Origin of the sequence: Citrobacter sp. Cu231 (genome assembly GCF_030332265.1) — a bacterium.
In the GTDB taxonomy this organism is placed as follows: Bacteria; Pseudomonadota; Gammaproteobacteria; order Enterobacterales; family Enterobacteriaceae; genus Citrobacter; species Citrobacter meridianamericanus.
The window spans coordinates 281,320-307,353 of record NZ_JAOWIE010000041.1 but is presented as its reverse complement, the minus strand read 5'-3'; the positions used below and the strand labels follow the sequence as shown (position 1 = coordinate 307,353).

The 26,034-nt window shown below is 53.3% G+C and carries 25 protein-coding genes; 18 read left to right on the top strand and 7 right to left on the bottom strand.

Features of this window, described 5'->3' with window-relative positions:
• The first annotated feature begins 15 nt into the window (after nucleotides 1-15).
• Complete coding sequence (locus OGY15_RS15980) at nucleotides 16-975, top strand: KPHS_23130 family T6SS system protein (protein ID WP_286540033.1); 960 nt, start codon at nucleotides 16-18, stop codon at nucleotides 973-975.
• 149 nt (nucleotides 976-1,124) lie between these two features.
• Here OGY15_RS15980 and OGY15_RS15975 read toward each other — a convergent pair whose 3' ends face one another.
• Both OGY15_RS15975 and mdtH read right to left on the bottom strand, forming a co-directional pair.
• Nucleotides 1,125-1,685: a lipoprotein gene (locus OGY15_RS15975; RefSeq protein ID WP_187252652.1), complete on the bottom strand. Its 561-nt coding sequence runs from the start codon at nucleotides 1,683-1,685 to the stop codon at nucleotides 1,125-1,127.
• A gap of 114 nt (nucleotides 1,686-1,799) precedes the next feature.
• A complete protein-coding gene (gene mdtH, locus OGY15_RS15970; protein ID WP_151225235.1) occupies nucleotides 1,800-3,008 on the bottom strand; it encodes a multidrug efflux MFS transporter MdtH in 1,209 nt (402 codons plus the stop codon).
• 259 nt (nucleotides 3,009-3,267) lie between these two features.
• Here mdtH and rimJ point away from each other — a divergent pair, with 259 nt between their 5' ends.
• From rimJ to murJ, 4 genes are all read left to right on the top strand, one after another.
• Nucleotides 3,268-3,852, top strand: coding sequence for a ribosomal protein S5-alanine N-acetyltransferase (gene rimJ / locus OGY15_RS15965; protein WP_151219679.1), 585 nt, complete (start codon nucleotides 3,268-3,270; stop codon nucleotides 3,850-3,852).
• A 34-nt stretch (nucleotides 3,853-3,886) separates the two neighbouring features.
• Nucleotides 3,887-4,534 (top strand): YceH family protein, encoded by a 648-nt coding sequence (locus OGY15_RS15960; protein WP_151219680.1) that lies wholly within the window; start codon nucleotides 3,887-3,889, stop codon nucleotides 4,532-4,534.
• A gap of 1 nt (nucleotide 4,535) precedes the next feature.
• The gene (locus OGY15_RS15955; protein WP_210904955.1) at nucleotides 4,536-5,459 is read left to right on the top strand and encodes a Gfo/Idh/MocA family protein; all 924 of its coding nucleotides are present in this window, start codon (nucleotides 4,536-4,538) and stop codon (nucleotides 5,457-5,459) included.
• Nucleotides 5,460-5,682: 223 nt separating this feature from the next.
• On the top strand, nucleotides 5,683-7,218 hold the full coding sequence (murJ, locus tag OGY15_RS15950; RefSeq protein WP_151219682.1) for a murein biosynthesis integral membrane protein MurJ: 1,536 nt from the start codon (nucleotides 5,683-5,685) through the stop codon (nucleotides 7,216-7,218).
• Between the two features lie 91 nt (nucleotides 7,219-7,309).
• Here the strand turns inward: murJ and flgN are convergent, their stop codons facing one another.
• The 3 genes from flgN to flgA all read right to left on the bottom strand — a co-directional run bounded on the left by flgN (nucleotide 7,310) and on the right by flgA (nucleotide 8,782).
• Complete coding sequence (gene flgN / locus OGY15_RS15945; RefSeq protein ID WP_187252649.1) at nucleotides 7,310-7,732, bottom strand: flagella biosynthesis chaperone FlgN; 423 nt, start codon at nucleotides 7,730-7,732, stop codon at nucleotides 7,310-7,312.
• Between the two features lie 3 nt (nucleotides 7,733-7,735).
• On the bottom strand, nucleotides 7,736-8,029 hold the full coding sequence (gene flgM / locus OGY15_RS15940; RefSeq protein ID WP_016152624.1) for a flagellar biosynthesis anti-sigma factor FlgM: 294 nt from the start codon (nucleotides 8,027-8,029) through the stop codon (nucleotides 7,736-7,738).
• A 93-nt stretch (nucleotides 8,030-8,122) separates the two neighbouring features.
• Nucleotides 8,123-8,782, bottom strand: coding sequence for a flagellar basal body P-ring formation chaperone FlgA (gene flgA, locus OGY15_RS15935; RefSeq protein WP_252838154.1), 660 nt, complete (start codon nucleotides 8,780-8,782; stop codon nucleotides 8,123-8,125).
• A 157-nt stretch (nucleotides 8,783-8,939) separates the two neighbouring features.
• Between flgA and flgB the strand changes: the two genes are divergently transcribed.
• The 11 genes from flgB to flgL all read left to right on the top strand — a co-directional run bounded on the left by flgB (nucleotide 8,940) and on the right by flgL (nucleotide 18,815).
• Complete coding sequence (gene flgB, locus OGY15_RS15930) at nucleotides 8,940-9,356, top strand: flagellar basal body rod protein FlgB (RefSeq protein WP_187252647.1); 417 nt, start codon at nucleotides 8,940-8,942, stop codon at nucleotides 9,354-9,356.
• A gap of 3 nt (nucleotides 9,357-9,359) precedes the next feature.
• Nucleotides 9,360-9,764, top strand: a complete 405-nt coding sequence (gene flgC / locus OGY15_RS15925; protein WP_006685091.1) for a flagellar basal body rod protein FlgC — start codon at nucleotides 9,360-9,362, stop codon at nucleotides 9,762-9,764.
• A gap of 11 nt (nucleotides 9,765-9,775) precedes the next feature.
• A complete protein-coding gene (flgD, locus tag OGY15_RS15920) occupies nucleotides 9,776-10,474 on the top strand; it encodes a flagellar hook assembly protein FlgD (RefSeq protein WP_151219684.1) in 699 nt (232 codons plus the stop codon).
• Nucleotides 10,475-10,500: 26 nt separating this feature from the next.
• Nucleotides 10,501-11,736, top strand: a complete 1,236-nt coding sequence (gene flgE / locus OGY15_RS15915) for a flagellar hook protein FlgE (protein ID WP_151219685.1) — start codon at nucleotides 10,501-10,503, stop codon at nucleotides 11,734-11,736.
• Nucleotides 11,737-11,756: 20 nt separating this feature from the next.
• On the top strand, nucleotides 11,757-12,512 hold the full coding sequence (locus OGY15_RS15910) for a flagellar basal body rod protein FlgF (RefSeq protein WP_151219686.1): 756 nt from the start codon (nucleotides 11,757-11,759) through the stop codon (nucleotides 12,510-12,512).
• Between the two features lie 13 nt (nucleotides 12,513-12,525).
• Complete coding sequence (flgG, locus tag OGY15_RS15905) at nucleotides 12,526-13,308, top strand: flagellar basal-body rod protein FlgG (protein ID WP_005129045.1); 783 nt, start codon at nucleotides 12,526-12,528, stop codon at nucleotides 13,306-13,308.
• Between the two features lie 57 nt (nucleotides 13,309-13,365).
• Complete coding sequence (gene flgH, locus OGY15_RS15900) at nucleotides 13,366-14,064, top strand: flagellar basal body L-ring protein FlgH (RefSeq protein WP_003836756.1); 699 nt, start codon at nucleotides 13,366-13,368, stop codon at nucleotides 14,062-14,064.
• Nucleotides 14,065-14,097: 33 nt separating this feature from the next.
• Nucleotides 14,098-15,174 (top strand): flagellar basal body P-ring protein FlgI, encoded by a 1,077-nt coding sequence (locus OGY15_RS15895; RefSeq protein WP_151219696.1) that lies wholly within the window; start codon nucleotides 14,098-14,100, stop codon nucleotides 15,172-15,174.
• Entirely contained in the window at nucleotides 15,174-16,124 is a 951-nt protein-coding gene (gene flgJ / locus OGY15_RS15890) for a flagellar assembly peptidoglycan hydrolase FlgJ (protein WP_286540025.1), read from the top strand. Before OGY15_RS15895 ends, flgJ begins: the two co-directional genes overlap by 1 nt.
• A gap of 64 nt (nucleotides 16,125-16,188) precedes the next feature.
• Nucleotides 16,189-17,847, top strand: a complete 1,659-nt coding sequence (gene flgK, locus OGY15_RS15885) for a flagellar hook-associated protein FlgK (protein ID WP_286540022.1) — start codon at nucleotides 16,189-16,191, stop codon at nucleotides 17,845-17,847.
• 14 nt (nucleotides 17,848-17,861) lie between these two features.
• The gene (gene flgL, locus OGY15_RS15880; protein WP_151218939.1) at nucleotides 17,862-18,815 is read left to right on the top strand and encodes a flagellar hook-associated protein FlgL; all 954 of its coding nucleotides are present in this window, start codon (nucleotides 17,862-17,864) and stop codon (nucleotides 18,813-18,815) included.
• A 76-nt stretch (nucleotides 18,816-18,891) separates the two neighbouring features.
• Here the strand turns inward: flgL and OGY15_RS15875 are convergent, their stop codons facing one another.
• Entirely contained in the window at nucleotides 18,892-20,091 is a 1,200-nt protein-coding gene (locus OGY15_RS15875) for an MFS transporter (RefSeq protein WP_286540018.1), read from the bottom strand.
• Between the two features lie 96 nt (nucleotides 20,092-20,187).
• On the opposite strand from OGY15_RS15875, the gene OGY15_RS15870 reads away from it, so the two are divergent.
• Nucleotides 20,188-21,138 (top strand): LysR family transcriptional regulator, encoded by a 951-nt coding sequence (locus OGY15_RS15870; protein WP_247604987.1) that lies wholly within the window; start codon nucleotides 20,188-20,190, stop codon nucleotides 21,136-21,138.
• Nucleotides 21,139-21,189: 51 nt separating this feature from the next.
• Here OGY15_RS15870 and rne read toward each other — a convergent pair whose 3' ends face one another.
• Nucleotides 21,190-24,453, bottom strand: a complete 3,264-nt coding sequence (gene rne, locus OGY15_RS15865) for a ribonuclease E (protein ID WP_278238166.1) — start codon at nucleotides 24,451-24,453, stop codon at nucleotides 21,190-21,192.
• 574 nt (nucleotides 24,454-25,027) lie between these two features.
• On the opposite strand from rne, the gene rluC reads away from it, so the two are divergent.
• Nucleotides 25,028-25,981, top strand: coding sequence for a 23S rRNA pseudouridine(955/2504/2580) synthase RluC (gene rluC / locus OGY15_RS15860; RefSeq protein ID WP_187252642.1), 954 nt, complete (start codon nucleotides 25,028-25,030; stop codon nucleotides 25,979-25,981).
• Nucleotides 25,982-26,034: the final 53 nt, after the last annotated feature.

Below are 26,034 nucleotides of genomic sequence, written 5' to 3'. Positions count from 1 at the left end.
TAGCGATTATAAATCATGCCCGTTAAATTAAAGCTGATCCCTCCTGCGGCTCAGAAACCCGATTTTCCGATCGGTAGCCGTTGGTTCAAAAGCCTTGCGGGATTACTGATTCCTGGCTTCGGTTGGGGCTATTTTACCGGAATGTCATTTGACGCACCGGCGTTCTGGATAATAGCGGTCGTGCTGCCATTTATCGTTTGGCTAACCGCAATCTGGTTGCGCATGATGATTTATCTTCCGGCATTAATTCAGGCTAACGCCTGGAATAAACGAAGGGAAGAACTGTTGTTAAGTGAAGTTCGACGTGGGCGGCGCGCGTTACAGATATTACACAGTACATTTATCACCGCGCATAACGAGCCTGAACAGACGAATATCTCATCAGTGGGGGCGTTGACCCAGAATAAACAAATCTTGCATATGCAGCCTTCATGGCACGGCAATAACAGTTATCGTCTAAGTAGGCTGCCAATCCAGAGCGGAATGACGCGAGATGACCTGATTCAGCAAATTTTTAACAGATTAGTCGCAGGAATTGCACGCCATCTTAAGCAACTACCGGAGAATCACCCGGTCGCTCTGCTGTTTGAAGTGAATACGTCATTACCCGCCCAGCGGTTGCATTCTCTCTGGGGTAACGCATGGGAAAACTACGATATACGTCAATGCCTGGAGCCTGTTATCGGGCATGGAGTGAGCGTGGTCGACAACTGGCTGGATGATCGAATCCGCGAAGAGACAGTGCTACTCATTATTGCGTTACAGGTTGATCCCGATAAGCCTGAAGGGACTGGAGAAGCAGCTATTGCGCTGCTGCTGGGGAATCGCCTGACCCAACATATTCTGACACCACAAGCAGTACTACAACGGGTAGAGGAAAGTTTTACTGAAACGCTGGCAGAGAATATTGCGCAGGCGTTGGATTGGGTACCCGCTCAACCGGCGGATATTCGCGTTGTTTCGCGATCCGGATAGGGAGAAGGGAAACTGGCGGCTAATCGTGAAACGCGATGCGTTCGATCCTGATGATGCCCGGAAGATCGTACTTGATGGTCACACGATTACTTTACTTGCAGAATAAATGTAATATCGAAAAAAAGGGCGCATCAGCGCCCTCAGTTTTATTAGTCGGTGAACGGGATGATGATTTCGCCCGGTTTGACCTCAATACCTTTCGCCAGTTTTTTCGCCAGCGCTTCACCCTGGCTGCTGTCTTCCTTCAGAATGTACGCTGGCTGCTGGTTGAAATAGTTACGCAGCGATTGATTTAAATAAGGCATCAGCGTTTGCAGTACCGACTGCATTTTTTCCGGCGTGACGGTGGCGTCCACGACCTCCATCTCTTGCAGATAAATCGCGCCTTTTTCTTTATTGAAAACCGGTAAGGCTTTGAGCTTTAGCTTCATGGTCGCTTTCTGACTGCCAAACAGGGAGTTCATATCCAGGTTTGCGTCGCCGGTCAGGGTTACTTTGTTAGGCTCTTCACGGCCAATCTGGCTGGCGAGATTATTCAGTACGATATGTGCTTCAGCAACGCCGGGCAAACCGATGTCTTTTGAAAAGTTATTATGCTTTGCCAGGGCTTGATTAATTTCTTGCTCGCTAACCGTGTATTGCGTGAGTTGATTACAACCAACCAACAGGCCGCCGACAATCAGTGCAGCGGCAAAAAAAAACTTTTTCATGGGGTTCCTCAACATGATGCATGTGGCGTAATCGTGACACAAAGCATCATCGAGTACCAGCGCCCCGGACGCCAGCAGAAAAAACTGAAAAACGTCTGGACGCTGGTTCGGTTATCAGGCGTCTGGCTCCAGCATACCGCGGGTTGGGCGTTTGAGACTGAATTGCCAGCCCAACGCGAGGAACGTGATGAAGCCGATGATACCGAGCATCATCCAGGGCAGTTCAGGCTGCGCCAGCGCTTTACCCATATCAAACAGCCAGCCGCCGCCGATATAGCCAATTGCGCCGCCGATGGCGAGCCCCAGTCGGCTGAATCCCATGTAGCTTCCGCGGGCCCGGGCATTCGCCAACGAAGCGCTGAGGGTTTCACGCGCCGGTTCGGCGATGATCGAGCCAATATAGAACGTGCAAATCAGAGTGAACAACTGCTGCAGATTCCCGACCAGCCCGATCGGCATCATGCTTAGTGACATCACCAACAGACCAGCCATCAGACGGTGCTCAAGGCGGAAGCGTTTTTCACTCCAGCGGGCAATTGGGTACAACAGCGTTAAAGAGAGACACGCCTCGATGGCATACATCCATTTCACGGCGGCCGGTGAGCCAGCGATGTCGTTCACCATGATAGGCAGCATCAACATCACTTGTACGGCCAGCATGTAATAGCCCGCCAGCGTCAGCACGTAGGTGACAAAGCGTTTGTCATGCATCACGTGGCTCATTCCTTCACGCACCGGAATTTTCACTGTCGAGAGCTTCCATGCCGGAAGCAACCACGCGTTAAACGCCGCGCACAGAACGAACAAAATCGCGCCTACGGCGCAAACCAGGCGGAAATCGTATTGCAACAACCAACTGCCGAGCAACGCGCCGACTACGGCTCCGGCGCTATCCTGCATCATCAGAATAGAGAAAAAGCGCCCGCGCTTTTCCGGGCGGATCAGCTTGACTACCAGCGCCGAGCGGGGAGGGTCGAAGAGGGTGCCGCCCAGCCCAGAGAGGAAGCAGGAAAACCACAGTAGCCACGGTTCATGGGCAATACCCATGGTGGCGAACCCGGCAGCGCGCATCAGCATGCCGGTGACGATCATCGGCTTGGCGCCAAAACGGTCGGCAATAGCACCGCCAAAAATACCCAATCCCTGCTGGATAAATTGGCGTAATCCAAGTGCGATACCGACCATCACCGCAGCCCAGCCCATCTGGTCGACGAAACGAATTGAGATCAGCGGGAAAACGACGAAAAAACCCAGCACGACCAGCATATTATCGATGAGAAGGAAGTATTTACCCAGGTTCCTTGCCTGCGAGACTTGCGACATTTCCCCTCCAGGGAAAAACTCGTCACTCTGGATAGAGTTTAAAAGATAAGCACCTCCTATTCTGCGGTGTCGTCATCGCTTTTCCCACCCTTCGCGGGACAATATTTTTTTATCAAAAGTCCGTCTTGATAGAGAGTTTTCATCAAAATGTGTGAATAATTCAAAAAATGGCATTTTGCTCTTTTCACAGGGTGTATTTGCACAGGTATAGTAATGCGAATAGCGTATTGAAGACGTTACGGGAAGGAGTAGGTATAGAATGTTTGGCTATCGCAGTAACGTGCCAAAAGTGCGCTTAACCACGGACCGCCTGGTCGTGCGTTTAGTGCATGAGCGTGATGCCTGGCGTCTGGCAGATTATTACGCAGAAAATCGTCATTTCTTAAAACCCTGGGAACCTATTCGCGATGAAAGCCACTGTTATCCGTCCGGCTGGCAGGCGCGTCTCGGTATGATCTCTGAGTTTCATAAACAGGGCACTGCTTATTATTTTGCGCTGCTCGATCCGGAAGAAAAAGAGATTATCGGCGTCGCGAACTTCTCGAACGTGGTGCGGGGGTCTTTTCACGCCTGTTATCTCGGGTACTCTATTGGGCAGAAGTGGCAGGGGCAGGGATTGATGTATGAAGCCTTAACCTCAGCCATCCGCTATATGCAGCGATCGCAGCATATTCACCGCATCATGGCGAATTACATGCCACATAATAAGCGCAGCGGTGATCTGTTGGCGCGACTGGGTTTTGAAAAAGAAGGCTATGCCAAAGACTACCTGCTGATTGACGGGCAGTGGCGTGATCACGTGCTGACGGCATTAACCACATCAGAATGGACCCCTGGCCGCTAACTTTCAGATGCAGCCACGATTAATGGAGAAGACGATGAAATACGAATTAACCGCCACCGAAGCGCGAGTGATCGGCTGTTTATTAGAAAAACAAGTCACCACACCCGAACAGTACCCACTCTCCGTTAATGGCGTCGTAACCGCCTGTAATCAAAAAACGAATCGTGAACCGGTGATGAACCTGTCGGAATCGGAAGTGCAGGATCAGCTTGATAACCTGGTAAAACGGCATTTTCTGCGCACGGTGAGCGGCTTTGGCAATCGCGTCACGAAATATGAGCAGCGTTTTTGCAACTCTGAGTTCGGCAATCTTAAGCTCAGCGCGGGAGAAGTCGCGCTGATTACCACGTTGTTGCTGCGCGGTGCTCAGACGCCAGGCGAACTGCGTAGCCGTGCATCTCGTATGTATGAATTCAGCGATATGGCCGAAGTGGAGTCAACGCTGGAGAAACTAGCGACCCGGGAAGATGGTCCTTATGTGATTCGCCTGGCGCGTGAGCCGGGTAAACGTGAAAGCCGTTATATGCACTTGTTTTGCGGTGAGGTTGATGAGGCGATCGCCTCGGCAGATGAACTCCCGGCAGCCTCGGGTGATCTGCTGGCACGGGTTGAGGCGCTGGAAACCGAAGTCGCGGAGCTAAAGCAGCGGCTTGATTCCTTGCTTGCGCATCTGGGAGATTAATGTGAATAAATTACGTGTCGGCGTTGTCGGTCTCGGCGGGATAGCACAAAAGGCCTGGCTGCCTGTGCTGGGCACCAGTGCAGACTGGACGTTGGAAGGGGCATTTTCACCTTCGCGGGAAAAAGCGCAGCGTATCTGTGATACCTGGCGGATCCCTTATGTTGATTCACTGGTGAATCTGGCGCAAACCTGTGATGCGGTTTTCGTGCATTCCAGCACCGCGACGCACTTTGCGGTGGTAAGCGAACTGCTGAATGCTGGTGTTCATGTGTGCGTAGATAAACCGCTGGCTGAAAGCCTGCGTGAGGCTGAACAACTGGTGGAACTGGCCGAGCGAAAAAAATTGACGCTGATGGTAGGGTTTAATCGCCGGTTTGCACCGCTGTATCAGGATCTCAAAGCTCAGTTGAGTCAGGCGACGTCCGTGCGCATGGATAAGCACCGTACGGACAGCGTCGGTCCGCACGATCTGCGCTTCACTCTGCTGGACGACTATCTGCACGTGGTCGATACCGCATTATGGCTGGCTGGAGGGACGGCGCAGTTAAATAACGGTACGCTATTAACCAATGAATCCGGTGCGATGCTCTATGCTGAGCACCATTTTTCTGTCGGACAAATGCAGATAACCACCAGTATGCATCGTCGTGCTGGTAGCCAGCGCGAGATCGTTCAGGCGGTGACGGACGGTGGCCTGATTGACGTTACGGATATGCGTGAATGGCGGGAAGAACGTGGGCAAGGCGTGGTGCACAAGCCAGTAGCTGGCTGGCAAACCACCCTGGAACAGCGTGGTTTTGCCGGATGCGCACGTCATTTTATTGAGTGCGTGCAAAATCAGACTGTTCCGCAGACGGCAGGCGAACAGGCGCTAATGGCCCAGCGCGTTGTCGAAATGCTGTGGCGAGAAGCGATGGCGGAATAACCCCCTGTAACATCTGGCGGTAGTAATTCAATGTAATCCAGGTACTATATGCCAACTCAAAAATAACACCTCTTTTCAACCCCTGGCTGATTTGTTGGCTTGATAAGACGCAAAAGCGTTGCCAGCAGGCACTGCGAGATTACCGGATAGTGGCGCTTATGTCTTATCCGGTAAACGGGCTGATTATGCGGGGCTTTGCCTCAGAGTCTGGAATACAACATAGATGAATTTATTAAAGTCGCTGGCAGCCGTCAGCTCGATGACGATGTTTTCACGCGTACTGGGTTTTGCGCGTGATGCGATTGTCGCCAGAATCTTTGGCGCAGGGATGGCGACAGATGCCTTTTTTGTGGCATTCAAACTTCCTAACCTGCTGCGCCGAATCTTTGCCGAAGGTGCTTTTTCGCAGGCATTTGTGCCTATTCTGGCCGAATATAAAAGTAAGCAGGGAGAAGATGCGACCCGCGTCTTTGTCGCTTACGTTTCCGGGCTGTTGACCCTGGCGCTGGCAGTGGTGACGGTTGCCGGGATGCTGGCTGCGCCGTGGGTGATTTTAGTCACCGCGCCCGGTTTTGCCGACACGGCGGATAAATTTGCGCTGACCACTCAACTGCTGCGGATCACCTTTCCGTATATTTTGCTGATCTCACTGGCCTCGCTGGTCGGGGCAATCCTGAACACCTGGAATCGCTTTTCCATTCCGGCGTTTGCGCCCACGTTTCTGAATATCAGCATGATCGGCTTCGCGCTGTTTGCAGCCCCATATTTTCATCCACCGGTGCTGGCGCTGGCATGGGCCGTTACCGTTGGTGGCGTGTTACAGCTGGTTTATCAGCTTCCGCATCTGAAGAAAATTGGCATGCTTGTTCTTCCTCGTGTGAACTTCCACGATGCAGGGGCGATGCGTGTCGTCAAGCAAATGGGCCCGGCGATCCTTGGGGTATCTGTCAGCCAAATTTCTCTGATCATCAATACGATTTTCGCCTCGTTTCTGGCCTCCGGCTCAGTTTCATGGATGTACTATGCCGACCGTCTGATGGAGTTTCCGTCGGGCGTACTCGGCGTAGCATTGGGGACTATCCTGTTGCCATCGCTGTCCAAAAGCTTTTCCAGTGGTAATCATGACGAGTATTGCCGTTTGATGGACTGGGGCCTGCGTTTGTGTTTTCTGCTGGCATTACCGAGCGCCGTAGCGTTGGGTATTCTGGCTAAACCGCTGACAGTTTCTCTGTTCCAGTACGGTAAATTTACCGCCTTTGATGCTGCTATGACCCAGCGTGCGCTGGTGGCGTACTCGGTGGGTTTGATTGGCTTAATCGTGGTGAAAGTGTTGGCTCCAGGTTTCTATTCGCGCCAGGATATTAAAACGCCGGTAAAGATTGCCATTGTAACGCTGATTATGACCCAGGTAATGAACCTGGCATTTATCGGGCCGCTGAAGCATGCCGGGCTGTCGCTGTCGATTGGTCTGGCGGCGTGTCTGAACGCGTCATTGCTGTACTGGCAGTTGCGTAAGCAGAATATCTTTACTCCCCAACCGGGTTGGACCTGGTTCCTGACGCGACTGGTAATTTCTGTGCTGGTGATGTCGGCGGCGCTGGTTGGGATGCTTTACATCATGCCGGACTGGTCACAGGGGACGATGTTATGGCGTCTGTTGCGTCTGATGGCCGTCGTGGTGGCGGGTATTGCCGCTTACTTTGCTGCGCTCGCCGTGCTGGGCTTTAAAGTGAAAGAGTTTGTGCGCCGGACGGCGTAACAGATCAGTTCAATGCCGGATGGCGGTATGACGCCGTATCCGGCCTACAGAACGCGTAGGCCTGATAAGCAAAAGTGTTATCAGGCTTGCATCAAATAGAGAATTTTTTTCCGCCGCGGTGTGCAGCAGAGGTTTGACCGTTTGCGCCGTACAGCGCCGGTTCCTGGTGCGGTTTCAGCACTTGGATCGCCTGTTGATTACGCTCGATCTGCCCTTCCAGCAGCCAGCCATTGTGCTGGTTGAGGTCGCGTAAGTGCTGTGTTTTCATGGTAATGGTCTTCCAGCGCTCGACAATTTCATCATTGGCGCTGCGCGTGGCGTCATGCTCCTGACGACGCTGTTGCTCCAGATAATCAAGGGTCGCCAGCAAAGAGCTTTTTTCTTCTGTAATACGCTGTAGCTGGCTGCCATTGATATGGCCTGCGGAAAGCTGCTGCTGTTCAGCATCCATTACCGTTTTCAGGTCATTGAGCACGGTCGTCATCTGGTCAAGTATTTCTGACAAGCGAGTCATACTTTATTTACTCTGTAAGTAGCTCTGCGCCTCGCGGATCAGCGAGTCGGCAATTTTTCCGGTGTCCATTTTCAGCTCACCGTTACGGATCGCGGTTTTCAGTGCTTCTACGCGTTCCATATTGATGTCATTGGTGCCGGGCTGCATCAGTTTAGCCTGAGCGTCGCTCAGCATGACGCTGGTGCTGGTGGTCGCGGTGGTTTTTTCCTTCCGCGTTTTTTGTACCGGCGCATCGCTGGTTTCGCGGGGCTGAACGGTACTGACTGGCTTCAATGGTGAGGTACGATCAATGCTCATTTTGTTTATCCTCATCGAGGGGTTACGCTATAGCGGCCCGCTGTATTCATTGGTTGATTATCTATCGGCACACGCTAAAAAATCTTTAACTTATTATAGGTTAATAAGAATATTCCCATCAGAATCGACGACACCGCTCACCACCTGGCCTGAAACCATCCGCACTCGCGCATTCTGTGCAACGGCGGCATTGTTCAGCGCTTTACCTTCGGCATTAACCCGAAAACCATCTCCGTTGGCGATAACCAGAACGCGCTGACCGGCCTTGATCCGCCATGCCTGGCGCAACATCGAAAGCTGTATCGGCTGACCTGGAACCAGATCGCGCAGGCTTACGGCATCCTGCACCTGATTTATATCCAACACGGCGCGGGGCGGTAGCTGGTCTAACCGACCACGTTTCAGCGCTACGCTGGCCGGCGTCAGGGCGCTACCTCGGGCTACGGGCGCGGCGACAACAACGTAGTTTCCCGTGGCCTGCACGTTCACCTGCAGATAGCGTTTTTCGTTAGCGCAGCGCGCCAGCACGTTCACATTACCCCACAGTTTTGCGTTGCCAGACACGCTTAATGCCGGTTGATCACAGCTCGGCAGTAAGTTAGGTGACGTTCGAATAGTGACGACCACCTCATCGCTAAATCCGGCCAGACGCTGGGAAAACCATGCCGTCAGCTGTGAATTCAGGTCTTGCGCCAGCGTCACAGGGCTGAACAGCAGTGCTGCCACGACTATTCCACGTTTAAACGTTTGCATCAAAACCTCGCGCTTTTTCAGGTAGTGGAAGGATTTTACCTGTGTGACGCAGTCATCAACGCAATAAATAGCGACGCATTTTGCGTTTATTCCGGCGATAACGCGCGCGTAATGGGATTTAAGCTGTCGGCTGAATATTGTCATTTGCGGAGGAGATATGCTCGATAAGCTCGATGCCGCCTTACGTTTTCAACAGGAAGCGCTGAATTTGCGCGCCCAACGCCAGGAAGTGTTGGCGGCCAACATAGCCAATGCCGACACGCCGGGGTATCAGGCGCGCGACCTGGATTTCGCCAGTGAGTTAAAAAAAGTCATGGTGCGAGGACGGGAAGAAACCGGCGGCGTTTCATTGACGCTGACCTCTGCACAACACATTCCGGCCCAGGCCCTTTCTGCGCCTTCTACGGAGCTGCTCTACCGGATTCCTGACCAGCCGTCACTTGATGGCAACACGGTGGATATGGACCGGGAGCGTACGCAATTTGCAGACAACAGCCTCAAATATCAAATGGGGCTGACCGCGCTGGGTGGACAAATCAAAGGCATGATGAACGTGCTGCAGGGAGGAAACTAATTCGTGGCGCTGTTAAATATTTTTGATATCGCAGGCTCTGCGCTAACGGCTCAGTCTAAGCGCCTGAACGTAGCGGCCAGCAACATGGCGAATGCGGATAGCGTCACCGGACCTGACGGTCAGCCGTATCGCGCGAAGCAGGTTGTTTTTCAGGTTGATGCAGCACCAGGCGCGGCAACCGGCGGTGTGAAAGTTGCTGACGTTATTGAAAGCCAGGCGCCGGATAAGCTGGTTTATGAACCCGGTAATCCGCTGGCAGACGCGAACGGCTACGTAAAAATGCCAAATGTGGATGTTGTCGGTGAAATGGTCAATACCATGTCAGCCTCGCGCAGCTACCAGGCAAACGTCGAAGTGCTTAACACCGTGAAAAGCTTGATGCTCAAAACGCTGACGCTAGGCCAGTAAAGGAGGCGCACATGTCTATTGCTGTAAAAATGAATGACCCGAGCACGACGGGTGTTAATGATGCTACGGGGAAGAATTCGCTGACAGGCAGCAACGCAGCCGATCTGCAAAGCAGCTTTCTTACGCTGCTGGTTGCACAGCTGAAAAACCAGGATCCCACCAATCCGTTGCAAAACAACGAACTGACTACCCAACTGGCGCAAATCAGTACCGTGAGCGGTATTGAAAAACTGAACACCACGTTGGGGTCGATCTCCGGGCAGATCGACAACAGTCAGTCGCTGCAGGCTAGTACGTTGATTGGTCACGGCGTCATGATCCCGGGCACCACCATCCTGACCGGTAAAGGTTCGGAAGAGGGGGCAAAAACCACCACCACGCCGTTTGGCGTTGAACTGCAGCAACCGGCAGATAAGGTAACGGCAACCATTACCGATAAAGACGGCAAGGTGGTACGTACCATTGATATTGGTGGGTTGAAAGCAGGCGTTCATACCTTTACCTGGGATGGCACCATGACCGATGGCACGGATGCGCCAAGCGGTTCTTACAACGTGTCAATTGCTGCAAGCAATGGCGGAACGCAACTGGTGGCACAGCCGCTTCAGTTTGCGCTGGTGCAGGGCGTTATTCGCAGTAACGGCGGAAATACGCTGGATCTGGGCACCTATGGAACCACCACCCTCGACGAAGTACGGCAGATAATTTAAGCCACCACACTTATCAGGAGTAAGTCATGGCCTTTTCACAAGCGGTCAGCGGTCTGAACGCTGCAGCGACCAACCTCGATGTCATTGGTAACAACATCGCCAACTCCGCCACCTACGGTTTTAAATCCGGTACGGCATCTTTTGCTGATATGTTTGCCGGTTCTAAAGTGGGTCTGGGCGTTAAAGTGGCGGGTATTACCCAGGACTTTACCGACGGCACCACCACCAACACCGGACGTGGGCTGGATGTTGCTATCAGCCAGAACGGTTTTTTCCGCATGGTAGACAGCAACGGTTCCGTTTTCTACAGCCGTAACGGTCAGTTCAAGCTCGATGAAAACCGCAATATCGTCAACATGCAGGGGCTGCAGCTGACGGGTTATCCGGCTACCGGCACACCGCCAACGATCCAGCAAGGGGCTAACCCGGCACCGATCACTATCCCCAATACGCTGATGGCGGCTAAAACCACCACGACCGCGTCAATGCAGATCAACCTGAACTCCACTGACAAAGTGCCAACGAAAACCCCGTTCAATCCAAACGATGCGGATTCCTACAACAAGAAAGGCACCGTTACCGTTTTCGATAGTCAGGGTAATGCCCATGACATGAATATTTTTTATGTCAAAAATGCGCAGAGCAATACCTGGGAAGTTCACACGCAGGATGCTTCAACCGGAGGCGCTGCACAATCAGCCGGGTTTATGCGCTTTAATGAAAACGGTGTGTTTTTAGGGATTAGCGCCACTGCAACCGGGGCGCCAGCAGGAACGGGTATCAACATCACCACCGGGCAGATTAACGGTGCAGATGCTGCAACTTTCTCTCTGAGCTTCCTGAACTCCATGCAGCAGAACACCGGTGCCAACAACATCGTTGCCACGAATCAGAATGGCTACAAGCCGGGTGATCTGGTGAGCTACCAGATTAACAATGACGGTACCGTGGTCGGTAACTACTCCAATGAACAACAACAGGTGCTGGGGCAGATCGTGCTGGCAAACTTTGCCAACAACGAAGGTCTGGCTTCTCAGGGCGATAACGTCTGGGCCGCTACTCAGGCCTCTGGCGTGGCGCTGCTGGGTACCGCAGGCGAAGGAAACTTCGGCAAGCTGACCAACGGTGCGCTGGAAGCGTCAAACGTGGATTTAAGTAAAGAACTGGTGAATATGATCGTCGCCCAGCGTAACTATCAGTCAAACGCGCAGACCATCAAAACCCAGGATCAGATCCTCAACACGCTGGTCAACTTGCGCTAAGCGCCTGACGGGATGGCTTAATGGATCACGCAATATATACCGCCATGGGCGCAGCCAGTCAGACGCTGAATCAACAGGCGGTGACGGCCAGCAACCTGGCAAATGCCTCCACGCCGGGTTTTCGCGCGCAGCTCAATGCGCTACGCGCGGTCCCCGTAGAAGGATTGTCTTTGCCGACGCGTACGCTGGTGGTGGCCTCCACGCCGGGGGCCGATATGACGCCGGGCCAGATGGACTATACCTCACGTCCATTAGACGTGGCGCTGCAACAGGATGGCTGGTTGGCTGTGCAGACCGCAGACGGCAGCGAAGGTTATACCCGTAATGGTGCCATTCAGGTAAGCCCTACGGGTGAACTGACCATTCAGGGACACCCGGTGATTGGCGAAGCCGGACCGATAGCCGTACCGGAAGGTTCAGAAGTCACCATTGCGGCTGACGGAACGATTTCGGCGCTAAACCCTGGCGATCCGGCGAATACCGTAGCGCCAGTTGGGCGACTGAAGTTAGTGAAGGCGACGGGGAGTGAAGTGCAACGTGGCGATGACGGTATGTTCCGTCTGACCCAGGCCGCACAGGCTACTCGTGGTGCGACGTTACAGGCCGATCCTGGCATTCGTGTCATGTCGGGCGTGCTGGAAGGCAGTAACGTCAAGCCGGTTGCCGCGATGAGTGACATGATCGCTAACGCCCGCCGTTTCGAAATGCAAATGAAGATTATCAGTAGCGTGGATGATAACGCGGGCCGCGCCAACCAACTGCTGTCGATGAGTTAATACAGGACATTTTATGATCAATTCATTATGGATCGCCAAAACCGGCCTGGATGCGCAGCAAACCAACATGGATGTGATTGCCAACAACCTGGCAAACGTCAGCACCAACGGATTTAAGCGCCAACGTGCGGTATTTGAAGATCTGTTGTATCAGACGATTCGCCAGCCTGGCGCGCAGTCTTCTGAACAAACCACGCTGCCGTCTGGTTTGCAGATTGGTACCGGTGTGCGTCCGGTTGCTACCGAACGTTTACACAGTCAGGGTAACCTGTCGCAGACCAACAACAGTAAAGATGTGGCGATTAAAGGCCAGGGCTTTTTCCAGGTCATGCTGCCAGATGGCACGTCAGCCTATACCCGTGACGGTTCTTTCCAGGTGGATCAAAACGGTCAACTGGTGACCGCGGGTGGTTTTCAGGTGCAACCGGCCATCACCATTCCGGCTAACTCGCTCAGTATCACTATTGGACGCGACGGGATTGTCAGCGTGACCCAGCAGGGGCAGGCTGCACCGGTTCAGGTAGGGCAGCTTAACCTGACTACTTTTATGAACGATACCGGCCTGGAAAGCATTGGTGAGAATCTGTACACCGAAACGCAGTCATCCGGTGCGCCGAACGAGAGCACGCCGGGGCTGAACGGCGCGGGTCTGCTGTATCAGGGATATGTTGAAACCTCTAACGTCAACGTGGCGGAAGAGTTGGTAAACATGATCCAGGTTCAGCGCGCTTATGAAATCAACAGTAAAGCGGTATCGACCACCGATCAGATGCTGCAAAAACTGACGCAACTCTAAAGTGTGGTCCGGTGAGGTGCAAACCTCACCGGCACACTGATTTTGAAGATGACGGCAATGCGAAAATACGCGCTTCACCCATACCCAATTTTAGCCCTGTTGGTGGTTTCACTGACAGGATGCGCCTGGATCCCGGCCACGCCCCTCGTGCAAGGCGCGACGACCGCCCAGCCCGTTCCTGGTCCAACGCCGGTGGCAAATGGCTCAATCTTCCAGTCGGCGCAGCCGATTAACTACGGCTATCAGCCGCTATTCGAAGACCGCCGCCCGCGCAATATTGGCGATACGTTAACCATCGTATTGCAGGAAAACGTCAGCGCGAGCAAAAGCTCTTCGGCTAACGCCAGCCGTGACGGCAAAACCAACTTTGGTTTTGATACTGTCCCGCGCTATTTGCAAGGATTGTTCGGTAACGAACGTGCCGACGTAGAAGCGTCAGGCGGTAACTCCTTTAACGGTAAAGGCGGCGCGAACGCCAGAAATACCTTCAGCGGTACGCTGACCGTAACGGTCGATCAGGTACTGGTGAATGGCAACTTACATGTCGTGGGTGAAAAACAGATCGCCATTAATCAGGGCACTGAATTCATTCGCTTCTCCGGGGTGGTTAACCCTCGCACTATCAGTGGCAGTAACTCCGTACCGTCAACTCAGGTTGCGGATGCGCGGATTGAGTACGTCGGCAACGGCTACATAAATGAAGCGCAAAATATGGGCTGGTTGCAGCGTTTCTTCCTTAACTTGTCGCCGATGTAAGCGAGGTACCCTGTGTTTAAATCTTTTGTTGGAATGGTACTGGTGCTGGTAACCGCCTTCGCGTATGCCGACCGTATTCGTGACCTGACCAGCGTGCAGGGCGTGCGGGAAAACTCGCTGATTGGTTATGGGCTGGTGGTCGGACTGGATGGCACAGGTGACCAGACTACACAGACGCCATTTACGACACAAACGCTCAACAACATGCTGTCGCAGTTGGGGATCACCGTGCCCACTGGCACCAATATGCAACTGAAAAACGTGGCAGCGGTCATGGTCACTGCGCAGTTCCCGGCCTTTGGTCGTCAAGGGCAAACTATTGACGTGGTCGTCTCTTCCATGGGGAACGCTAAAAGCCTGCGCGGCGGAACGCTGCTGATGACTCCGCTGAAAGGGGTCGATAGCCAGGTCTATGCGTTGGCGCAGGGGAATATTCTGGTTGGCGGTGCAGGCGCGGCTGCGGGTGGCAGTAGCGTGCAGGTAAACCAGCTCAATGGTGGACGTATTACCAACGGCGCGACCATCGAACGTGAATTACCCAGCCAGTTCGGCGGCGGTAACACCATTAATTTGCAGCTGAATAATGAAGATTTCACGATGGCACAGCAAATTACCGACACTATTAATCGCTCGCGCGGTTTTGGCAGCGCAACGGCGCTGGATGCCCGGACAATCCAGGTGCGGGTGCCAAGCGGCAACAGTTCGCAGGTGCGCTTCCTCGCCGACATTCAGAATATGGAGGTGAACGTCACGCCGCAGGACGCGAAAGTGATTATTAACTCGCGTACGGGATCGGTGGTCATGAACCGCGAAGTGACGCTGGACAGTTGTGCTGTGGCGCAAGGTAACCTGTCGATCACAGTTAACCGCCAGGCGAATGTTAGCCAGCCGGATACGCCGTTTGGCGGTGGACAAACTGTAGTGACGCCGCAAACGCAGATCGATCTGCGTCAGAGCGGTGGTTCGTTGCAGAGCGTGCGCTCCAGCGCCAACCTGAACAATGTCGTACGTGCATTGAATGCGCTGGGGGCAACACCGATGGATCTGATGTCTATCCTGCAATCCATGCAAAGTGCGGGTTGTCTGCGCGCCAAACTGGAAATCATCTGATGATTGGTGATACCAAATTGCTGACCAGCGCCGCCTGGGATGCGCAATCACTGAACGAACTGAAAGCGAAAGCGGGTCAGGACCCGGCGGCGAATATCCGCCCGGTTGCCCGCCAGGTTGAAGGGATGTTCGTGCAAATGATGCTGAAAAGCATGCGTGAAGCGTTGACAAAAGATGGCGTGTTTAGCAGCGACTCGACGCGTTTGTATACCAGCATGTATGACCAGCAAATTGCGCAGCAGATGACCGCAGGTAAAGGTCTGGGGCTGGCTGAGATGATGGTTAAGCAGATGACCGAAGGGCAGGCGCAACCTGCGGATGACGCGCCGCAGGTGCCAATGAAGTTCTCACTGGAAACGGTGACCAGCTATCAAAATCAGGCGCTGACGCAACTGGTCCGCAAAGCGATTCCCCGGGCGACAGACAGCAATGAAGAACCGTTATCAGGTGACAGTAAAGATTTCCTTGCCCAGCTCTCGCTACCGGCAAAACTGGCCAGCCAGCAAAGCGGTGTTCCGCACCATCTGATTCTGGCGCAGGCGGCGCTGGAATCCGGTTGGGGCCAGCGACAGATTCGCCGTGAAAACGGCGAACCGAGCTTTAACATTTTTGGCGTGAAGGCTTCGGGAAGCTGGAAAGGTCCAACCACCGAAATCACCACTACCGAATATGAAAACGGTGAGGCGAAAAAGGTGAAAGCCCGCTTCCGCGTCTACAGCTCTTATCTTGAGGCGCTGTCGGATTACGTCGGTCTGATATCCCGTAATCCGCGCTACGCGGCGGTAACCGCCGCCGCGACCGCCGAACAGGGCGCGCAGGCGCTGCAGAATGCCGGTTACGCGACCGACCCTAACTACGCACGCAAATTAACCAGCATGATCCAGCAGTTGAAATCGATGAGCGAAAAAGTGAGCAAAACCTACAGTACGAATATCGATAATCTCTTTTAAATAGCTCAAGTCTACCAACCTGCTGCCGATAATAACGAGTATTGAAGGATTACAAGGAACCTCCATGTCCAGCTTGATTAATAACGCGATGAGTGGACTCAGCGCAGCGCAGGCCGCGTTGAGTACCGCCAGTAATAATATCTCCAGCTATAACGTTGCCGGCTACACCCGCCAAACGACAATTATGGCACAGGCGAACAGCACGCTGGGTGCGGGGGGCTGGGTTGGCAATGGCGTCTATGTTTCTGGCGTGCAGCGCGAGTATGACTCCTTTATCACTAATCAGTTGCGAGCAGCGCAGAATCAGAGCAGCGGTCTGACGACGCGCTATGAGCAAATGTCAAAAATTGACAATCTGCTCTCCAGCAAAACCAGTTCCATTTCGACCTCAATGCAGGACTTTTTTACCGGTTTGCAAACGCTGGTCAGTAATGCCGAAGATCCGGCGGCGCGTCAGGCGTTGATCGGCAAAGCGAATGGTTTAGTGAATCAGTTTAAAACAACTGACCAGTATCTGCGCGATCAGGATAAGCAGGTCAATACTGCAATAAAAGCAAGTGTTGATCAGATCAACAACTACTCGAAACAGATTGCCAGTCTTAACGACCAGATTTCCCGTCTGACGGGCGTCGGCGCGGGTGCATCGCCTAACGATTTGCTTGACCAGCGCGACCAACTGGTCAGTGAACTTAACCAGATTGTCGGCGTGGAAGTCAGCGTGCAGGACGGCGGGACTTACAATGTTACCATGGCGAACGGCTATTCACTGGTGCAGGGCAGCAATGCGCGTCAACTGGCGGCAGTCCCTTCCAGCGACGATCCTAATCGCACTACTGTGGCCTACGTTGATGGGGTTGCCGGTAATGTCGAGATCCCCGAGAAACTGTTGAATACCGGTTCATTGGGCGGATTACTGACTTTCCGTTCGCAGGAGCTGGATCAGACGCGCAACACTCTTGGCCAACTGGCGCTGGCGTTTGCCGATGCGTTTAACACCCAGCATAAAGAAGGTTTTGATGCTAACGGCGATCAGGGTAAGGATTTCTTTGCTATTGGCAGCCCGGCTGTGTTCAATAACACAAAAAATTCGGGGACAGGATCGCTAGGCGCGAAGATCACCGACAGTTCTGCTGTACAGGCGACAGATTATAAAATCGTTTTTGATGGGACGGACTGGCAGGTTACACGTCTGGCTGACAACACCAGCTTCAAAGCTACCGTGGCTGGCGGAAAAATGTCCTTCGATGGGATGGTGATTACAGTTAACGCGGGGGCGACAGCTAATGACAGCTTTATAGTGAAGCCGGTGAGTAACGCTGTTGTTGATATGAAAGTCATGGTGACCGATGAGTCGAAAATTGCGATGGCTCAAGTGTCTAAAAATGATCCCGATCCGGATATTGATAAGGGTAAAAGCGATAACCGCAACGGCCAAAAACTGCTGGATCTGCAAACCAAGGCCACTGTCGGTGATAAAACCTTTAATGACGCCTACGCCACGCTGGTGAGCGATGTTGGTAACAAAACCGCGACGCTGAAAACCAGCGCCATCACCCAGAATAACGTGGTAACGCAACTTTATAAGCAGCAGCAGTCTATTTCCGGGGTTAACCTCGACGAAGAGTACGGTAATTTGCAGCGTTATCAACAATATTACCTGGCTAACGCGCAAGTACTGCAAACTGCGAATGCGCTGTTCGATGCACTGATTAATATCCGCTAAGGGAGAGGGAGACTATGCGTATTAGCACCCAGATGATGTACCAGCAGAATATGCGCGGCATCACTAACTCTCAGGCGGAATGGATGAAGTTCGGCGAGCAGATGTCGACGGGCAAACGCGTGCTGAACCCATCTGACGATCCGATTGCCGCCTCGCAAGCTGTAGTACTTTCGCAGGCTCAGGCGCAGAACAGCCAATACACGTTGGCGCGCACATTCGCGACGCAAAAAGTGTCGCTGGAAGAGAACGTGCTGAATCAGGTGACGACGGCGATCCAGACTGCGCAGGAAAAAATCGTTAGTGCGGGAAACGGTACGTTAAGTGATGATGACCGTGCATCGTTGGCCACCGACCTGCAGGGGATCCGCGATCAGCTGATGAACCTGGCGAACAGCACCGACGGTAATGGGCGCTACATTTTTGGCGGATATAAAACAGAATCTGCACCGTTTGCCCAGGCTGATGGCGCTTACAGCGGCGGTACGACAAACGTCACCCAGCAGGTTGATGCCTCCCGGACCATGGTGATTGGTCATACTGGCGATAAAGTCTTCGCCAGCCTGACCAGCAACGCCGTGCCTGAACCTGCGGGCGGTACTCAGGAAAAGAACCTGTTCAAAATGCTGGATAGCGCGATTGATGCGCTTAACACACCGGTTGAGGGCAATGATGCGGCAAAAGCTACTGCCACTGCAGCCATCGATAAAACCAGCCGAGGTCTTAAAAACTCGCTGAATAACGTGCTGTCTGTACGTGCAGAATTAGGCACGCAGCTAAGCGAATTGAGCTCGCTGGATTCACTGGGTGCCGATCGTGCATTGGGGCAAACCCAACAGATGAGTAATCTGGTGGATGTCGACTGGAACGCCGCGATTTCGTCTTACGTGATGCAACAAGCCGCACTGCAGGCATCGTATAAAACGTTTACTGATATGCAGGGCATGTCGCTGTTCCAGCTTAACCGGTAACGACCCATTTTGAACATATCATGAAACTGGATATGTTTATCTGCCCGCTCCCTTAACACCCGGAGCGGGCATTTTTTTAGGCGTCAGTCGTTTTGTAAAGTGACAGATTGCTTGTGAGTCTGATTACCAGTGCGATCGCACCGCTACATGTTGCCAGTGCAACCACACCTTCCCAGTTTGCCAGCGCGTAAACCTGGCTGCCGAGAACTGAACCCAGCGCCATACCGATAAATACCATGGTAAACAACAGTGCGTTCAGACGCCCTCTGGCCTGAGGCTCCAGGCTATAGACCAGGTTCTGGTGGGCAACCAGGCTGGATTGTAATCCGAGATCAAAACCTACCGCTGAAAGGGCAATAAGCAACCATTGTCCCTGAACTGGTAGAGCGGGTAACAAGAACATCAGTGCGAAGGATACCGTGACCAGTAAAGCACTTAACTGCGTCACTTTCGCAGCACCTACTTTATCAGCAAGGTGACCTGCCAGCGGCGCGGCAAGCGCTCCGGCCGCACCCGCGATACCAAACGCGCCTGCCATCGCGCTACCCATTTGGTAATGTTCAGATAACATCACAGCCAGCGTAGACCAGAAGGCGCTAAAGGCAATGGACAGAAAACCTTGCGCCAGTGCCGCGCGCCGTAAGGCGGGATACCTTTGCCACAGTTGCGCCATCGAGAGCATTAATGACGGGTAGCTCAACGTGGAATGGACGGCAAAACGAGGCAGTGCTTTCCACATAATCACGGTAAAAACAGCAATACTGACGGCGGCGAGCTGATACATTTCGCGCCAGCCAAAGGCTTCACCTATCAGTCCACTGATGGTACGCGAGAGTAAAATCCCCAGCAGTAGGCCAGTCATTACGGTGCCCACCGTTTTTCCCTGCCTGCCTTCAGGCGCCAGAATGGCCGCTGCGGGGACAATGTCCTGCGCCATAGTTGCCGCCATTCCCATCAGCAGGCTGACCAGCAATAGTGAATACAACTGTCCGGTAAAGCTGCAGGCCAGAAGAAGGAAGGCAAGCGTGAAGCTTTTAAACAGAATTAGCGTCCGGCGATCATAACGGTCTCCCAGGGGCAGTAAAAACAAAATCCCCAGCGCGTATCCCGCCTGGGTGAGCGTCGGAACCAGCCCCATGCCGGTGATGCTTAAGTCCAGATCCTGACCCATTAAAGGCAGAAGAGGCTGGGCATAGTAGATAGCGGCCACGCTGAAACCAGCGCCCAATGCCAGAACAAAAATGACCCAACGGGAAAGTGCGATATGCGTGTTCACAAATGATTCCTCAATCACAGGATGTGCGGCTATTTTTATCCTTCAGCGGATGGTGCGGTAGCGAGCGCAGTGGTAAAACTGTTATACGTATAGCGTATGAAGAAATTACGAATGATAAAAAATGAACGTATAGATAGGGTGGAGCTGATGCGGACTTTCGTGCGCATCGTCGAGGCTGGATCGCTTTCGGCTGCGGCAAAACAGATGGGCACAACGCAGGCGACTGTCAGCCGCCGGTTACAATCCCTGGAGGCACTGCTTGGTGTGAAACTGATAATGCGCACCACGCATGCGATGAAATTAACCGACGACGGTGAGCGCGGCTACCAGCATGCCAAGAAAATTATTGATGCGTGGCTGGCACTGGAAGATGGGCTCAATGTCACGGAGGAGGAACCGGTGGGCACGCTGCGGGTACGTGCACCGCATGCCTTCGGGCAGCAACAACTTCTTGAGCCGTTGCTGCACTTTCTTTCTCGTTATCCGCAGTTGTCGGTAGAGTGGATGCTCAATGATAAAACCGTTGATTTCCTCAGCGATAATATTGATTGCGCGATCAGGGTGGGGGCAGAGGTTGATCCGGACACTGTCTCGGTATTACTGGCCGAAGTTCCCCGGAGTATGGTGGTGAGTCCCGCATTGCTGGCGCAGTATGGCGAGCTTTCGCATCCGGAGCAATTATCCGCGCTGCCGTGGATTGCCGTGAACACGTTTTACCAACATAGCGTTTCGTTACTGCATCAATCGCGTAATGAACCGGTTACGCTGAATATTACACCCAGATTAAGCACCGACAGTATTTATGTTGCCAGAAATGCTGCCCTGGCAGGGTTAGGCGTGACGATTGTGTCGAGCTGGATGGTCGAGGAAGATATTGCCAGCGGACGCCTGGTTACGTTGCTACCCGAGTGGCATGCGGCATCGTTGCCTGTGCATTTGGTCTATCCCTGGGCGCGTTACTATCCGACCCGATTACGCAAATTTTTAGCTTTAATGAAAGATGTCATGCCGCAGCTAACGGGGATGAAACGTGTAAAACCCACGTAGAACCGATATAAAAAAGCCGACCCGAAGGTCGGCTTTGATAGTGATTATTACTTACTCAACAGGTTGCGGGCGTGTTGCTGGCGCGGTCGCCTGGTGCGTGGCGCTGTGTCCGCCTGCAGCACCTTTACCTTCAAAGGCGAATGCCGGACGTTGCCACTCGCTATGACGCGGCGCTTCAGGCACATATTCCGGTGCCGGGGCGCGGGTCATCGGTGCGGTCGCATGGCTGTGAAGATGTTCTGCGTCAGCGCTGGTTACGACAACGTCAGACTTAACGACTTCGGTTTCGACGACAGGTGCTGCAACAACTTGTTGCGGCGCTGCAACTTCTTCAACAACAGGCGCTGTTTCCACAACCTCGACAATCTCTTCAACCGATTCAGGCTGGGAGACAACGACGTCTGCAGGTTCTTCGACAACAGGCGCAGCTACAACTTCAGTTACAGGTTCGGCTTTCGCAGCGATCTCCTCAGCAACAGGTGCGTCGGATTCAGCGATAATTTGCGACTGCTGCTCGGCCGGAGCTGCAATAACTTCCGGATGTGTGGTTTCAACCTGTGTGGTTTCAACAACGGCGGCCTGAGTTTCAGCTACGACAACCTCTGGCTGTACGGTTTCAACCGGTGCAGGAGTGTCCACAATGTGTTCTGCAGCTGCTGCAGCAACCTGAGGCTCTACGGCTACTGGTGCTGTTTGCGGCTGGACCATTTCCTGCTCGCGTTGCTCTTCACTCTGCTGATCCTGAGGACGAGCGACAGGATAGCGGATCCATACTTTACCGGACGCTAATTCCGGAGAGGCGCAGGCGACGGTTAACGGCATCGGCGACTGAACCGGGTAACGCTCGTCACGGTAACGGCGACGACGCTGTCCACTTACGCGCAGATGGCGAGGAGAGCGACGGGAACGACGCGGCATGCCATTGGAGTCACGCGCTTCGCTGTTGTCTTCCTGCTCAGTTGCGACGACAGCTGGCAGATCAACTTTCGCCAGTTCGGTACGCTGTACCGGTGCAGACTGTTCAGTAGGCTGAGTGACAACTGTTTCAGCGACCACGGCGGCGGTAGCCACTTCGGTTTCGACTGCCGGACTGTCTGTGAAACGAACTTTCTGACTCAACTGACGCTGTTTACGGCGAGTTTGAGGCTGACGTACGCGCTCTTCCTGCTCGGTATCCTGCACTGGTTGTTCAGCCTGGTTCAGCTCTTTAACTTCCTGCTGTGCCTGACGTTTATCATCGTTACGACGACGGTTGCGTTCGCGACGCGGAGCCTGCTGCTCATCGCCTGACTTCGTTTTGTCTGCAATGTCAGTGGATTGCTGGCGGTTATCACGTGCTTCCGCATTTTGCTGCTGTGATTGACGACGATTACGGCGGTTTTCTTCGCGATTTTCGCCGCTTTCTGAACGCTCGTTACGGTTGTCACGGTCACCACGGTTGTCGCGATTATCACGACGATCGTTACGGTCGCGACGATTGTTCTGACGCGGTTTACGACGATCCTGTTGGCGTTCCGTTTTCTCTTCAGCTTTCGGCGCAGGTTGTTCAACCGGTTTTACTTCTTCGCTACCGCTGAAGATGGACTTCAGAGCGCCAAAGAAACGACTAATCAAACCCGGCTGTGCGGCGACAGCTGTGGTCGCAACAGCAGCTTTAGGCGCAACGGCTTTCGTAGCTGGCTCCTGCAGTGCAGGGGCTGGCGGCACGTCTGGCATCGCAAAGGTGGCCAGCGCCGGTTGTTCTGGCTGTTTACGCTCGACGTATTCTTCTTCCGTCGGCAATGCCATCGCTTCTTCATGCAGTTTCGGCAGCAGGTAGCTCAGGGTAGGCGTTTCTTCCCCTTTGCGTACACGCAGCACGGAGTAGTGCGGGGTTTCCATCTGATCGTTTGGCACGATCACACAGCGCACCCCGTTCTGACGCGTCTCGATGGCATTTACCGCGGTACGTTTTTCGTTAAGCAGATAGGATGCGATCGGCACAGGAACAATAGCGTGAACTTCCTGCGTATTTTCTTTCAACGCTTCTTCTTCGATCAGACGCAGAATAGACAGCGACAGTGATTCGTTATCACGTACGGTACCGGTGCCGGAGCAGCGCGGGCACACGTGATGGCTGGATTCACCCAGCGACGGGCTCAGACGCTGACGAGACATCTCCAGCAGACCGAAACGAGAAATATGGCTGATCTGAATACGTGCTCTGTCCTGACGCACAGCTTCACGCAGACGGTTTTCAACCGCACGCTGGTGGCGAACCGGGGTCATATCGATAAAGTCGATAACAATCAGGCCGCCGAGGTCGCGCAGGCGCAACTGACGAGCAATTTCATCGGCTGCTTCAAGGTTTGTGTTGAACGCTGTTTCTTCGATGTCGCCGCCGCGGGTTGCGCGTGCGGAGTTGATATCGATAGCGGTCAGCGCTTCAGTGCTGTCGATTACGATTGAGCCGCCGGACGGCAGACGTACTTCTCGCTGGAACGCAGACTCAATTTGAGACTCGATTTGATAGTGGCTGAACAACGGGATTTCACCGGTGTACAGTTTGATTTTACTGCTGAAATCCGGACGCCCCAATGCAGCGATGTGCTGACGCGCCATCTCCATGACTTTTGGGTTGTCGATGAGGATTTCGCCGATGTCCTGACGTAAGTAGTCACGGAATGCGCGAACGATAACGTTGCTTTCCTGGTGGATCAGGAACGGAGCAGGGCGGCTGTCAGCGGCTTTTTGAATCGCTTCCCAGTGTTTCAGGCGGAAGCTCAGGTCCCACTGCAGTGCTTCGGCGGATTTGCCGACACCTGCGGTACGCACGATAAGCCCCATGCCATCAGGCAGTTCCAGACTTGCCAGTGCTTCTTTCAGTTCGGTACGGTCGTCGCCTTCAATGCGACGGGAGATGCCGCCCGCGCGCGGGTTGTTCGGCATCAGAACCAGATAGCTCCCCGCCAGGCTGATAAAGGTGGTCAGCGCAGCGCCTTTATTGCCGCGTTCTTCTTTATCGATCTGAACAATGACTTCCTGACCTTCGCGCAACACGTCTTTTATGTTGGGACGACCATGGGAGTTGTAGTTAGCGGGGAAGTATTCGCGGGCAATTTCTTTTAACGGGAGGAAACCGTGACGTTCAGCGCCGTAATCAACGAAAGCAGCTTCCAGACTCGGTTCAATACGGGTAATTTTGCCTTTATAGATATTGGCTTTTTTCTGTTCGTGTCCAGGACTTTCAATATCCAGATCGTACAGACGCTGCCCATCTACAAGGGCGACACGCAACTCTTCCTGCTGAGTCGCGTTAATTAACATTCTTTTCATCGTAACTTACTCATTATTCTTACATTGACGACTAAGCTGCGGGCAGAGTAATGCCTTTCCGGGTGTGAACCGATGGCCTCGTGTCTATTCGCGTCGCCAACCTCACGGTTATCGTCAGCTCAAAGAGGCGCAGAGTGTCGGTTGCCTGTATTTCATACGGAAACACAGCGCAATTATCAGGGGAACAGTCTGGGTGTTACTCTCCAGAGAAGCTTCCTTATTACCGGTAAGGACTGCAACCCGCAGCCCGCTAACTGCCTGAAAGATCAATACGTCTTACGCCATTGCTGCGTTGATGATCGGTCGGGCAAAATTGGGTCATTCCGGAAAAGTTCTTGTTTTAACAAGATTCAACACGGAAACAACCTCATTATTCCACTGCTAACCTTGTTATAGCAAGATGACTTTTGCCATTTATCACCCGGTTACTCACAGTTTTTTCACTTCCGCGTAGTGATTGCTTTAATAACCACCAAATCGGCGATGTCAAACTTAAGTAATAAGGTATAGCAGTTAATATAAGCATAGAAAAATGTGTGGCGCGAATCTTGATGGCTATTTAAAATCGGCCCCCATGAAAACAGAGACTCCAGCCGTAAAAACAGTTGCCATTACTGCCGACGAAGCAGGGCAACGCATCGACAACTTTTTGCGCACCCAGCTTAAGGGCGTGCCGAAAAGTATGATTTATCGCATTTTGCGTAAAGGCGAAGTGCGGGTGAACAAAAAACGCATTAAACCCGAGTACAAACTCGAAGACGGGGACATTGTGCGTATTCCACCTGTGCGTGTCGCTGAACGTGAAGAAGAGGCCATTTCACCAAATCTGCAGAAGGTCGCGGCGCTGACCGATGTCATTTTATATGAAGATGACCACATTCTGGTGCTTAACAAACCTTCGGGCACGGCCGTGCACGGCGGCAGCGGACTTAGCTTTGGCGTCATTGAAGGCTTACGCGCGCTGCGTCCGGAAGCGCGTTTCCTTGAGCTGGTGCATCGCCTCGATCGGGATACATCCGGTGTGCTGTTGGTAGCCAAAAAACGCTCAGCCTTACGTTCGTTGCATGAACAACTGCGTGAAAAAGGCATGCAGAAAGACTACCTCGCGCTGGTCCGAGGCCAGTGGCAGTCGCATGTTAAATCCGTGCAGGCGCCGCTGTTAAAGAACATTCTGCAAAGCGGCGAGCGTATCGTGCGGGTGAATCAGGAAGGCAAACCATCGGAAACACGCTTTAAAGTGGAAGAGCGCTACGCGTTTGCTACGCTTGTGCGCTGCAGTCCGGTGACCGGACGCACGCACCAGATTCGTGTGCATACGCAATATGCCGGACATCCGATTGCCTTTGACGATCGCTACGGCGACCGCGAGTTCGATAAGCAACTGGCGGATACCGGGTTGAGCAGGCTGTTTTTGCACGCCGCAGCATTGAAGTTTACTCATCCGGGGACGGGGGAAGTGATGCGTATTGAAGCGCCGATGGATAAGCAGTTGAAGCGCTGTCTCGAAGTATTACGCAGCAAAGGCTGATGCGCGTTGCGATTTTATCGCGCTAAATTTGTAGGCCTGATAGCGACGTAAAC